The following is a 12,089-nucleotide window of genomic DNA, read 5'->3' as shown; positions in this document are numbered from 1 at the left end:
GCACTCCCTTTATGGAAGTGCCTTCTACGTGTTGTTGCACATATCCACTACATATCGCCCTACTACAAAAGCCCTAACGCTGAGGCATATCTGCAACGCTATAACCAAGACTCACTGTGGCATCCCCTGGTATTGCGGTTATCGTGGCATTCCAATCAAGCCACTGCTGTCTCATCTTCTCTAATTTTTCAAGATACTTTTTCCCCAAATTCGCTCGCTCACGAGCATCATTGGTTACATTAAACAAGTATTCATGCTCATCTACTTTTAGATATTTCCAATCACCGATGCACAAAGCCCGTTGATTACGATGGTTCTATATATACGCGTTTGCCTTTTGCTTCAGGCCAACTTTTAATACCGGACTTGGCGTTTGTAATGGCATGATAATAACTTCCAGGAATAGCAAATAAGGTACGTACATTCCCTGCAATTGACTTGGTTTTATCGGCAATTTTGGCATATGGGCCTGTGCCCTTTTGAAAGTCTTCATACGCGAGAGGAGGAACAGCGGCAGAATCTGGTTTGCCTAATGCTATTTTAAGAAGAGGCTTGGTGAGCGTTTGATTGAGAGCAAGCTGAATATTTATGCCACTTTTCGCCCCGTATGGGGCCATGGCCTGAGGCAACATACCAAGAACACTGTTTTCACTGACTGATTCCATTCCTATCGTTTGCGCCTGGCTGACGGTCGCAACAAACGCGCTGGTACAAACAAGACCCATGATCCCTATCAGCTTCCTAAAGAACCTTTTGAAAGTAGACATTTTATTACCCTGCTGATTTTATTTTTTTTGTTTAGCGGTAAACAATCTACCTCCATTGCATATATCCGTAAAATAGCAATTTGAATCTTTAATCATACAAAAATGCATACGAAAATTGGCTTGTTTGCTTGAATAGTGCAAACTAGTAGACCTTGTGTACGTAGAAAACGTGCCAGAAAATTCGATTAGAACGACATCTCTTCTTCAATATATAAGTACTAAAAATAACAAGAATAGGAGGTTTTATATGATAAATGCACCAACGCTGAATTACTTCGCCACGTTAGAAATCGAAGTGGCTGAGCCACAAGAAATCGGTAAATCAATACACGGTGAACGTCGCATCATCCCCATTTTAGGTGGCAACATTTCTGGGCAGAACTGGCAAGGTAAAGTGCTATTAGGAGGGGCAGACTACCAACTTATCGCCACTCCAAGACTGGCGCTTCTGGATGCACACTATACCATTGAAACAGACCAAGGAGAGTGTATTTATGTCCATAATAGCGCCATTCGAGTGGCCTCCCCTGAAGTGACACAACAAATCAAAAAAGGCGAACCGGTGGATCCTCAGCAAGTTTATTTCCGCTGTTCTCCTAAATTTGAAACCAGTGCAGAACGTTTTCAATGGATCACTGAACGTCTTTTTATCGGAGTGGGGGTTCGCAAACCCACATTGGTTGAATTAACAATATTTGAAGTAGGCTGATCCGCAGCTGAACAGTCGCCGATAATTTAAAGAGGCATTGTTAATGGAATCCAAACACCTTGTTTACTTATCTATTATTTTAGAAAAAGGCTCTATTACCGCCGCAGCTGAGCATTTAAATATTGCCCAACCGACGCTAACAAGAGCCATGGCCACCCTCGAAATGCAGGTGGGTACACAACTGTTTACTCGCAGCCGTTTTGGTGTCTCAAGCACTCCAGTAGGTGAATCTTTAGCGAGGGAGGGTCGCGCGATTACTCGCAGATTAGACTCGGCAAAAGAGCAGGTATCTCAGTATAAATTAGGTATTAAACACAATTTACGCATTGCTTCTGGCTCACTGTTCGCAATGGAAATATTGCCCATCATCATTGAAAAAATGTTAGAGAAGCACCCAGAAATAGCAATAACGGCAACCTGCTTAAATCCAGCCATTGCTTTAGAGGGATTGATTGACGATCAATTTGACATCATTATCGCTCCCCAATCAACAGACAAAACCGCCCCAACACTTCACAAAGAAATCATCATCAAAGATAAAATCGGTATTTTTTGTGGTAAGAATCATCCACTTGCTTATGAGAAAAATATTAAAATTAATGATTTCATCGAGCAAGACTGGCTCAGCCTAGGCATCGCCTCTTACTTTGAAAAACAAACGACAGAAATGCTGATCTCCTACGGTATTCATGGCATGAAAACCAAAGTGGTCTTTCGAAATGATGCGATAATGCTGATAAAGATGCTTTCTACAGGGCGCTATCTTGCTGCCTTACCCAGCTTCCCAGTCTCAACCATTCAGAAGCATTATCCCATCATTGAAATTAAAATGAATGATGTCACACCAATAAACAGAGACTTGTATCTATGGTGTGCAAAGTCGATAAAAGACTACACCGCTTACTTATCATTTAGAAATATAGTTCGTAGTGTCTTTAACGACCTATCTAAAAGCAACGAAGTGGAAAAAATAGAGGGAAAGTAACATCATTTCCCTCTATTTATAAGAGGATCGAGTTACCTATTTTCCGCCAATTTTGGTAGGCAAAACTTAGGTGACGTTTCCACTAACAAAAATGATCCGAGACAAGCTATCCCCGCGACACCTGCAGCAAAGTAAAAAGGTGCATTTAGTCCATACATATCCGCCAAAACACCGCTAATAGCAGGGCCAGAAAAACCACCAAGCAGTTCCGTTACGGCCATAACGAAGCCAAGCGTTCCGACAACGTACTGACGGGGAACACTTTCTGATGGAACAATCGACATGACAATAGGAATGGATCCCAAACCAAAGTAGAAGAAGAATAGGCTGATCATCATATAAGTTTGATTGCCCGCCAAATACAACACGCTTAAGGGACACAGGATCGCAATCAGTGTAAAAACGCGAAAGACGCGAGCTCGACCAAACATGTCTGACAACATAGGAACAAATAACCCAGAGATGACAGCGGAAGCCCCCAGTACACTCATTACACTACCCATTTGATAACCGCTATAACCTTGAATCTTGGTCAAATACACAGGAATAAACGTCAGTTGAGAAAACATCCATGCCACCATCAGACAAGATAAAATGCCACTTAACACCACGTTTTTATTCTGAAAAACCCTTTTCAAGCTAAATGGCACAGCTTCGTTTTTTTTCTCTTTTATAACAGGGGAATGAGGTTGCAATTTGACATATTTATAAATTAAAAATGCCACAATCAAACCCGGCAAACCAACCACAAGAAAGGCATGGCGCCAACCATAATGCTCCGCGACAAAGATCAATACAATTGGCCCAAGAACTGAACCAAATAAGTTACTTGAGACATTTTGTACAAAGCCCATATTAAAACCACGACGTTTATCTGAAGATTCTTCCAGTAATATTGACTGAGCAATCGGTAATACTGGCCCTTCTGCGATCCCCATTAATATTCGAATAATGACCAGCAGCATAAAACTTGCAGCAATCGAAGATAATAGAGTAAATATTGAAAATAATACGACACACGCGACCAATACTTCAGTCCGACGACCAAATCGAGTACAGAAATGGCTTAAAAAATACGCAGAAATGGCCCAAGACACGGATAATGCAGAGGATAAAAACCCAATTTGAGCATTGGTAATATGAAATTCTTGTGTAATAAACGGCATTAGAAAGTTGATGGATAGACGATCAACAAACACAAAGCCAAACGTCAACCCCATAATAGATAATATTGTATTTTCTCTCGTTAATATTTTCATTGACTGTTCCTATAGGTGCTTATTATTCAATAACATTAATTATTTTTATCGAAAACTTTTCATTGGAAGTTAAGAACTATTTGTCAGTCTCTTCCTCAGAAGAATTAACCTCTTCTGAATACAGTTCATGTAAGATTTTTCAAATTTTTAGATTGAAAATAATACGTTTACGTCGATCATTAAAAACAACTTCATAAGCGTATAATCGAGAACAATGTTCCAAAAATCTTAAAAATTGCTGACATCCATTAACAGCATCAAGATTAAAAAAATCGGGAGAAACAGACTCTTTATATTGTGTATACATAATCAACCTCTCTTATTAATGCTAAGTAAGAGGTTAATCTTTTTTAATTAAAAAGAGTGGTAAAATCAGGAATGAAAGATTGGATTTTTTTGCATTCTAAATTCTTTTGGTGACAACCCTGTGTAACTTTTAAATTTCCTAGAAAAATAAGCATTATCGTAGAAACAGTAATCATTAGCGATGGAATAGATCGTTTTCCTAGATTTTTCTGGCGACACAAGATCTGACATAACATTATCCATACGCATTTGAAAAATCAGCTTAAGGAGAGATAAGTTTTTGATATTTAAAACTTTATTTAGATATCTAGTGGTATAACCCATTCTCTTAGCGATAAAATCTGGTGTGAGAAACTCTTGCTTTATGTTTTTCTCTACCAAAGAAATCATTTCTTTTAAAAGATAAAAAATATGATCCGTACTTGGAATAATATCATTAACATCATTCGCGCTCAGCACTCCCGAAATCAGACTCAAAAAGCTCTCTTCAAAATAATGAGACAGGGCTTTTTCATGTGATATTTTTGCATCCAAGTACGGTTTTACCAAAGGCAAATAAGAAGAATCAATATGCGGGTTTAAAATAGCATTGGATTTAGATAAAAATATTTTTTTTGATACCGCTATTTTATTATATGGAATGAATAATGTTTTTAATTCAACCCCATCAGACGTTTCAATGGAATAGAATTCACTGGAACGACAAAAGAAAGCCGATCCAGTTGAAAATTCAAACTGATCAAACTGACGCTCTAAAAAGCACTGCCCAGACGTAACCGACGTCATCACTATCCCATCTTGCGCGGAATATAAAGGACGATGAGTGACGCGATGTCGTGGGGCTTTAATGTTACAAATAGTCAGTTCTCCTAAGCGTTTCTCTTCCAATCCACCTTCAAACTGACTGTCATTTTCAGTAATGCACTCAAGATTCAAAATAGAGCGAGATACACGTCGCTCAAACTCGCTTAATGTCATAGAACTCATGATTTACTTCTCTTAAAACACTTATTAAATAAAGCAATAAATGTACCAAAAGAAATCATATGGAAATAAAAATAAACCATTGAAATACAATAACTTTTTATTATTATGATTAATATAATATAGTCCCCCATTGGGGTGAGTGATATTAGCGCATTTTTAGTGCAAGAAAGTAACACTATGACCTAAATAGTGCTAAGGAATCCCATTTTCTATAATGCACTCAAATAAAAAACCACCTTACTATTGATCGAATAAGGTGGTTTTTGATTTAACCGTTAACAAGCGCTAGCGCAATCGAAAAATTACGCTTTTTTATTTTTGGCAACTTGTTCTGAAAGTTTAACGAGCTGTGCCAAGGTGCGATTAACAGGAGCATCTAGCCCAACCTTCTCCGCTGCCACGACAATTGCACCATTTATGGCATCGATTTCCGTCGCTCGTGCCGCTTCGATATCTTGCAACATAGAAGGTTTATGGTTGGGATGCTCTCGCATAGCCATTTCCACATTGTTCCAGATATAACTTTCATCCAATGACACACCATTCGCTTGACCTGTTACAACGGTTTCATGTACCACGTTTCGCGCTAATGCTTTAAACGCTGGCGCTGGCGTCAAGCCACCAGGGGAAGAACCTGTTATCGAACAAATAGCATTCAAAGCGGCATTAAAAGCCACTTTTGACCAGATTACCGTCATAATCTCAGGGTCAATACTGGTCGTCAGTGACGCCTCATTAAACATTTCTGATAAATCGGTCAACCAAACAGGGTTGTTAAGAGTTGAATCCATAATATGAGAACTTGATGGCCCGTGTGAAGCCACATGACCAGCCCCTTTTAAATCCGCAGGAACTAACGTGGTACCAACAACAATGCGATCAGGATTGACAAATTGTCCAACTCGCTCAGCATTACCAAGGCCATTTTGTAGAGATAAAACCACCGTATTATCCGTCAGAATATGACGAATAGATTCCATAGCGCTCATGGTATGCATGGTTTTAGTGAAAAGCACCACCAAGTCAGCTGACCGATTGACGTCTTTCGCTAAGGCTGCTTTTGCCGGCATTTCATACAAACCATCGTCGGTTTCAAGAATCACACCTCGTTGATTGATTGTCGCAATTTGCTCTGAATTGACATCCACAAATGTCACTTGATGGCCCGCTTTCATCAGCATTCCACCAAAGTAACACCCCATTGCTCCCGCTCCAACCACCACTATGTGTGGTTGTTGGCCAAATGCCCCATGGTTTCTAACAGACTGAGTCGGCATTCTGCATTACTCCTAAATCAATAAAATGGCCGTCGCATGACGGTCATTTAGATAACCTAATTAAATTGGATAATGTCTTGGTCCCATCTGAACCGTCATCCAGCGTAAATCTGTAAATTCTTCGATACTTGCGGTGCCACCAAAGCGACCATAGCCGCTGTTTTTCACGCCACCGAACGGCATTTGCGGTTCATCATGTACCGTTGGCGCATTAATATGACAGATACCGCTTTGGATTTTTTTCGCCACTTTCATCGCGCGCGCTATATCTTGGCTAAACACCGCGGCAGAAAGGCCATATTCACTGTCGTTTGCCACGCGAATTGCCTCGGCTTCGTCTTTCACTCGCATCATTGCGACAATCGGTCCAAAGGATTCTTCACTATAAATGCGCATTTGCGGGGTAACATGGTCAATAAGAGTCGCTTGCATTACCACTCCCTCTGCTTCGCCACCGCTTAGTGGCTTAGCGCCTTTACTGACGGCATCCGTTAACAGACTATTTAATTTATGCCCAGCCTCTTCAGAGATTAGGGTTCCCAAGGCGTTCTGACTATCCAAAGGATCACCGGCTTTTAAGCTTGCCGCTTTGGCTGCCAGTTTTTGTGCAAACTCATCCGCCACACTGTCCACAACAATCAAGCGCTCAGTTGACATGCAGATTTGTCCTTGATTGAAAAAAGCACCGAATGCGGCGGCTTCCACAGCAGCATCAATATCTGCATCTTCCAAAACAAGGAATGGCGCTTTGCCGCCTAGCTCTAGCAGCACAGGTTTAATATGATGCGAAGCTCGCTCAGCGATAATACGACCGACCGCCGTTGACCCAGTAAAGTTAATACGACGTACTTCAGGCGCATCGATTAACGCTCCGACTACCTCAGCTGCATCCTCTGGCGCATTCGTAATGACATTCACTATGCCATTATCTAAGCCCGCTTCAACCAACACCTGCCCAATCAAATGATGTGTCGCCGGACACTGTTCAGAAGCCTTCAAAATAACGGAGTTACCACAGGCAAGCGGCATCGCGATGGCCCGTGTTGCCAATATAATTGGTGCATTCCATGGCGCGATTCCCACCACAACACCACAAGGCACGCGTACCCCCATAGCAAGATTGTCAGGTACATTAGAAGGAATAACATTTCCGCCTATTTGGCTAGTCAGAGAAGCGGCTTCTCGTAACACTCCTGCCGCCACCATTACATTAAAACCAGCCCAAGTGGGAGTGGATCCGGTTTCTTCTACCATACAAGCAATAAATTCGTCTTGATATGACTCCATCAGATCGGCGGCTTTCAATAACAGAGATCGGCGCGTTCCAACACTGGATTCGGACCACGTTTCAAACGCCTTAGCCGCGGCAGCAACGGCTGCTTTCGCATCTTCTACAGAGGCCGCCGAGGCTTCTGTGACCGCCTGTTTACTTAACGGATTACAGCGCTGAAAAGTGGCACCGTTAGAAGCTTTTACCGCTTCGCCTGCAATCAAAAGTTGACGTGTTTTCATAATACACCTTACTCATTTTGTTAGATTTATTTTTCGCTGTGGTTACAATCATTTAAGTTTGTTACGCGGTGTCAAATACATTCCTTCCAGTAAACAACCTAAAAAACCGTTATCAAGGTTCAATGGTGGTCGTCGGTACTTCAATCAACATAGGCTTTTTAGCTGCCAAAGCATTTTGCAAGGCCGTTCTAAATGCTTCGCGAGTGTTCGTTTCGATGGCTTCGACACCATATCCCTTAGCAATCGCACAAAAATCCAACCCAGGCACATCAAGGCCTGGGGAAGTCTCAGCGTCCAACAAACGAGAGAACCAACGCAACGCACCATAGGTTCCATTCTTCAAAATAATGAACACCACAGGTACGTTATATTGAGCGGCAGTCCATAAAGCGGTAATGCCATAGTTAGCTGAACCATCACCAATCACTGCGATAACTTGACGATCTGTCGCCAGCTGTGCGCCCACCGCAGCTGGCAAACCAAAACCCAAACCTCCTGATGCAGGGAAGAAGTAACTGCCGGGATAACGCATTTCAACACGTTGCCAAAACGCCGTAACGGTAGACGTGGACTCTTTGACATAAATAGCATCTTTTGGCGCGAATTCATTTAGATCATCAAACACTTCTTCTGGCGCTAGTGGTCCTGCTGTTGTCACAGGATAAGGTGTTGGAGAAGGTAAAGCTTGAGGCATCGGCCGCGCTGCAGGCTCGATGTGTGCCAAAATACCTTCTAGCATGGCGGTAATATCCGCAACATAAGCGTTCCCCATTGGAGCTCGTGCCGCTTCTTGTAGATCACAAGTGATATGCACTAGCTCAGCACCCTCTGGTAAATAGCGACCCGGTGCATGTTGGTGATAACGGAAAACCGGCGCCCCAATAACAATAATCAGATCGTGTCCTGCTAGCTTTTGTGAGATACCAGCAATCGCAGCGGGTAACGCTCCTCTAAAGCTAGGGTGGCGATTTGGAAACGGACAACGCGGTGCCGAAGGCGCCACCCAAACGGGTGCCGCAATTCTCTCTGCCAAGGCAACAGCAAGGTCATTGGCTAAGTAAGCATCCACATCTGGGCCTAATACCAGCACAGGGTTACTGGCCTGATGAATACGTTGAGTCAAAGATTCCAATTGTTCAGGGGAAGGAGAACCCGCTGTGGTGACATCGCGTTCGGCTAATAACATGGCATCATCTTCGACCTCTTTGTCCCAATCATCATGGGGAATGGATACATATACAGGCCCCTTTGCTGGCTGATTTGCCATGTGAATGGCCTGGCTAATCGCTCTTGGCACATCACCAGACCAAGATGGCTCATAGCTCCATCTAACTAAGGGTTTTGGTAGTTGCGCCGCATCCACATTAGACAGCATGGCTTCAACACCAATGAGGGAACGAGCTTGCTGACCCGCAGTAATAACGAGCGGAGAATGGGAATACCATGCGTTCGTCAATGCCCCCATGGCATTACCAGAGCCCGATGCCGCATGTAGATTTACCAGAGAAGGTTGACGACTTACTAAAGAGTAACCATCGGCTATCCCAACTACCACGCCTTCATGAAGTGCAAGTATGTATTCAAAGTCTTCTGGGAAATTTTTTAGAAAAGGAAGTTCATTCGAACCTGGGTTACCAAAGACTTTAAACATGCCATGTTTACGCAATAAGGCATAGGTTGTTGAGTGTACTGTTTTCATAGACCTGCTCTCAGAGAAAATTCAAGATTGATTTACCTTAGCTCGCCTGCTTTAATTGAACAAATCGATATTTTTTCTAATAAAAATAGATACCATTTATTATGTCTAACATTGACCTGAACCTTATTCGCACCTTTGTGATTCTGTATGAGACACGGAGCGTCACAAAAACCGCCGATCAGTTATTCGTTACGCAGCCTTCCGTCAGTTACGCGCTGTCCCGATTACGCGATCTATTCAAAGACCGTCTTTTCATTCGTAATAAAAATGGCATGGAACCTACGGCAATCGCTCAACAGCTATACGAAGAGCTGAGCCATTCTTTAAGTATGATAGAAAACACCGTTGCTAATGTGCAGACGTTTGATCCTGCGGTCTCCCATAAACGCTTTCGCGTAGCCATGACAGATTTAGGAGAAATGGCACTATTGCCTGCGATTGTGGCTCGTCTTCAAATCGAAGCGCCCAATATTGAAATGAAAGTCATTCCACTGGAAATAGACAAAGTCGACGAGTGGATGTCTTCAGGAAAAGTTGACGCGGTTATTTGTAGCCGTCCCTTAGAGGGGCCTCACATACAACGGCATGCTCTTTTTGAAGAACACTATGTCTGCGTCCTCCACAACCGTTATGCCCTACCATCGAGTACGCTAACGATGGAATGCTTTATGGCACACAAACATACGCTAGTCACTCATAACCTAGGCCATGGTGCCTCAGAAGAAGTGCTAGCCCAAATGGGGGTAAAACGCAAAATCAGCCTAGAAGTGTCACACTTTTTGATCCTGCCTTCCGTATTAGCAAAAGCCGACTTAATGGCCATACTCCCCTATCGCATTGCACTTTTTTTTGCTGAAAATAATCAATTGACCCTTTACGATTTGCCTTTTGAGGTCCCCACCTTTGAGGTTGCTCTACATTGGCAATCACGTCACAACGAATCCGTTTCCCATCGTTGGTTTCGCGAACTCATTATGAATGCACTTTCAGAGCCATAATATTCTTATTTAAAGCCTTTGCGCTCCTCTGATCGATTACATTTGGTTTCAATGAGCGGCTGAAGCATTCGGAATGCTTCAGTAAAGCGTCCCAAAAACGCACTCAAAACATCGGCACGAGGTGGAAGTTGGTTATGCAGAGCTGATAGGTGTTTGCTTGGTTTGCGGCGCTGGACGGCGACAATCATCCCATCGTCGAAGAATCGACATTCAACACCCTTTCTTACGTTTTAGTAGTTAAGAAGGACTAATTCTCTCATTGCTAGATGACACATCGATTAATGTCGCGTGGAGGCTTAATGGAGGGACGACTGCCTACATTATTTATGATATGCCCAAACGAACACAAGCAGGAATGAAAGTGACGAAAGACGGTATGAATAAGTAGACTAAGTTTCAGAACTTCGGAGGCGACCTCAATCAGGAAACGGATCTAAAGGCATGTAGACCCCTTCCCTAACTTTAAGAGCGTTGTAATATTGATCATTCATTACAGGTCTTTTGAGAAAGACACCTCTCGAACAAACTCTGATGCTGCGTTTTCTACGCGACTTTCATCTTCCAGATCAATGGGTACCACACAACGTTTTCGCTGTTTATCAAACAATACTCGATACACATCAGGACGGGAGTAATGACCCGCACAGTCTAAGAAATGTTTGCATATATCGACGGCATCGAGCTCAACATCGGCGTAAAGAATGCCCTCCTCATTCGGATCAAGCTTTTCACAGAGTGGTTCGCCACCTGGACCATAAATCACCGAGTGGCCACCACCAACCGAGATCAATTCGTGCTTTTCCGGTTTGTCACAGAGTTCATCAACCATGGCTTGTGAAACCAATGCCGATGGGGCGACCACAAAGCAGGCCCCTTCCACCGCATAGGAACGAGTGACGGTATTATTGATTTCCCAAGACATACCACTAGCAAATTCATAGGTTGTAAAACTTGGCCACGACGCCACATGAATTTGCTCGTTTTGTGAGAACATAATAAATTTATTGAGAGGCAATACATGTTCCCAGCAGTTCAAGGCACCTAAGCGGCCAAGTTCTGTATCATGCACGACCATATCACTGCCGTCGCCTTCGCCAAAAATGGTACGTTCGACATGAGTCGGTTTTAGCTTGCGGCGTTTCCCAATGGTGGCGCCGTTACTATCAATCAACCATTGTGAGATATACAAAGAGCCGTTCTCGCGCTCAGAAAAGCCCAAAACAACGTTAATCTTGTATTCACGAGCGGCATCACAGATTAATTTAGCACGAGGATCGTCGTAAGATAGTGAGTTTTTGTAGTAACGGGACACAAAACCCGAGGCAAGTGCTGCGGCAGGCGTATCAAGCCAAATCCACCAAGGGTAGCCTGTTAGCCATAGTTCAGGAAAAGCAACTAACTTGGCACCAGATTCGGACGCTTCTTTAATAAATCGAATGGTTTTTTTAATACCCGCATCGAGATTAAGAAATTCTGGGGCGGCTTGGACAGCAGCCACTTTATATTGTGTAAGCATAATCAACCTCTTATTAAAGCTAAGTTAGAGGTTAATCTTTTTCAATTAAAAAAAGTGGTAAAATCAGGAATGAA

General features: G+C 42.8%; 12 protein-coding genes. 3 read left to right on the top strand and 9 right to left on the bottom strand.

Features of this window, described 5'->3' with window-relative positions; genetic code table 11:
* Positions 1-73: 73 nt before the first annotated feature.
* Together AC0VYI_RS07060 and AC0VYI_RS07055 are read right to left on the bottom strand one after the other, a co-directional pair.
* Complete coding sequence (locus tag AC0VYI_RS07060; protein ID WP_475448250.1) at positions 74-247, bottom strand: hypothetical protein; 174 nt, start codon at positions 245-247, stop codon at positions 74-76.
* A gap of 58 nt (positions 248-305) precedes the next feature.
* The gene (locus AC0VYI_RS07055) at positions 306-725 is read right to left on the bottom strand and encodes a hypothetical protein (RefSeq protein ID WP_475448247.1); all 420 of its coding nucleotides are present in this window, start codon (positions 723-725) and stop codon (positions 306-308) included.
* 289 nt (positions 726-1,014) lie between these two features.
* On the opposite strand from AC0VYI_RS07055, the gene AC0VYI_RS07050 reads away from it, so the two are divergent.
* Positions 1,015-1,476, top strand: coding sequence for a DUF3237 domain-containing protein (locus AC0VYI_RS07050; RefSeq protein ID WP_475431523.1), 462 nt, complete (start codon positions 1,015-1,017; stop codon positions 1,474-1,476).
* 43 nt (positions 1,477-1,519) lie between these two features.
* Positions 1,520-2,461, top strand: coding sequence for a LysR family transcriptional regulator (locus tag AC0VYI_RS07045; protein WP_475448245.1), 942 nt, complete (start codon positions 1,520-1,522; stop codon positions 2,459-2,461).
* 32 nt (positions 2,462-2,493) lie between these two features.
* Here AC0VYI_RS07045 and AC0VYI_RS07040 read toward each other — a convergent pair whose 3' ends face one another.
* The 5 genes from AC0VYI_RS07040 to mdlC form a co-directional block, all read right to left on the bottom strand.
* Complete coding sequence (locus AC0VYI_RS07040) at positions 2,494-3,720, bottom strand: MFS transporter (RefSeq protein ID WP_475448243.1); 1,227 nt, start codon at positions 3,718-3,720, stop codon at positions 2,494-2,496.
* Between the two features lie 372 nt (positions 3,721-4,092).
* Positions 4,093-5,013, bottom strand: a complete 921-nt coding sequence (locus AC0VYI_RS07035; protein ID WP_475448241.1) for a helix-turn-helix domain-containing protein — start codon at positions 5,011-5,013, stop codon at positions 4,093-4,095.
* A 302-nt stretch (positions 5,014-5,315) separates the two neighbouring features.
* Positions 5,316-6,290, bottom strand: coding sequence for a ketopantoate reductase family protein (locus AC0VYI_RS07030; RefSeq protein ID WP_475448239.1), 975 nt, complete (start codon positions 6,288-6,290; stop codon positions 5,316-5,318).
* A 60-nt stretch (positions 6,291-6,350) separates the two neighbouring features.
* Positions 6,351-7,802, bottom strand: coding sequence for an aldehyde dehydrogenase (locus tag AC0VYI_RS07025; protein WP_475448238.1), 1,452 nt, complete (start codon positions 7,800-7,802; stop codon positions 6,351-6,353).
* 112 nt (positions 7,803-7,914) lie between these two features.
* A complete protein-coding gene (mdlC, locus tag AC0VYI_RS07020) occupies positions 7,915-9,501 on the bottom strand; it encodes a benzoylformate decarboxylase (protein ID WP_475448236.1) in 1,587 nt (528 codons plus the stop codon).
* A gap of 101 nt (positions 9,502-9,602) precedes the next feature.
* Between mdlC and AC0VYI_RS07015 the strand changes: the two genes are divergently transcribed.
* Positions 9,603-10,499, top strand: a complete 897-nt coding sequence (locus AC0VYI_RS07015) for a LysR family transcriptional regulator (RefSeq protein ID WP_475431513.1) — start codon at positions 9,603-9,605, stop codon at positions 10,497-10,499.
* Positions 10,500-10,504: 5 nt separating this feature from the next.
* On the opposite strand, the gene AC0VYI_RS07010 is transcribed toward AC0VYI_RS07015, so the two are convergent.
* Positions 10,505-10,687: a hypothetical protein gene (locus AC0VYI_RS07010; RefSeq protein WP_475448234.1), complete on the bottom strand. Its 183-nt coding sequence runs from the start codon at positions 10,685-10,687 to the stop codon at positions 10,505-10,507.
* 302 nt (positions 10,688-10,989) lie between these two features.
* Complete coding sequence (locus AC0VYI_RS07005) at positions 10,990-12,015, bottom strand: carbon-nitrogen hydrolase family protein (RefSeq protein ID WP_475448232.1); 1,026 nt, start codon at positions 12,013-12,015, stop codon at positions 10,990-10,992.
* Positions 12,016-12,089: the final 74 nt, after the last annotated feature.

The sequence above is a fragment of the Marinomonas sp. 63XJN7_9_ISO-PGPR-S23-217 genome (genome assembly GCF_056173515.1).
The sequence above is the reverse complement of the archived record's forward strand: the minus strand, read 5'-3'. Positions and strand labels throughout refer to the sequence as shown.

What these genes read in the sequence shown, in the direction of transcription:
- mdlC (WP_475448236.1), bottom strand. Translation starts at nt 9,501, where the DNA reads ATGAAAACAGTACACTCAACAACCTATGCCTTATTGCGTAAACATGGC.
- AC0VYI_RS07055 (WP_475448247.1), bottom strand. Translation starts at nt 725, where the DNA reads ATGGGTCTTGTTTGTACCAGCGCGTTTGTTGCGACCGTCAGCCAGGCG.
- AC0VYI_RS07035 (WP_475448241.1), bottom strand. Translation starts at nt 5,013, where the DNA reads ATGAGTTCTATGACATTAAGCGAGTTTGAGCGACGTGTATCTCGCTCT.
- AC0VYI_RS07025 (WP_475448238.1), bottom strand. Translation starts at nt 7,802, where the DNA reads ATGAAAACACGTCAACTTTTGATTGCAGGCGAAGCGGTAAAAGCTTCT.
- AC0VYI_RS07015 (WP_475431513.1), top strand. Translation starts at nt 9,603, where the DNA reads ATGTCTAACATTGACCTGAACCTTATTCGCACCTTTGTGATTCTGTAT.
- AC0VYI_RS07040 (WP_475448243.1), bottom strand. Translation starts at nt 3,720, where the DNA reads ATGAAAATATTAACGAGAGAAAATACAATATTATCTATTATGGGGTTG.
- AC0VYI_RS07030 (WP_475448239.1), bottom strand. Translation starts at nt 6,290, where the DNA reads ATGCCGACTCAGTCTGTTAGAAACCATGGGGCATTTGGCCAACAACCA.
- AC0VYI_RS07005 (WP_475448232.1), bottom strand. Translation starts at nt 12,015, where the DNA reads ATGCTTACACAATATAAAGTGGCTGCTGTCCAAGCCGCCCCAGAATTT.
- AC0VYI_RS07050 (WP_475431523.1), top strand. Translation starts at nt 1,015, where the DNA reads ATGATAAATGCACCAACGCTGAATTACTTCGCCACGTTAGAAATCGAA.
- AC0VYI_RS07045 (WP_475448245.1), top strand. Translation starts at nt 1,520, where the DNA reads ATGGAATCCAAACACCTTGTTTACTTATCTATTATTTTAGAAAAAGGC.
- AC0VYI_RS07010 (WP_475448234.1), bottom strand. Translation starts at nt 10,687, where the DNA reads ATGATTGTCGCCGTCCAGCGCCGCAAACCAAGCAAACACCTATCAGCT.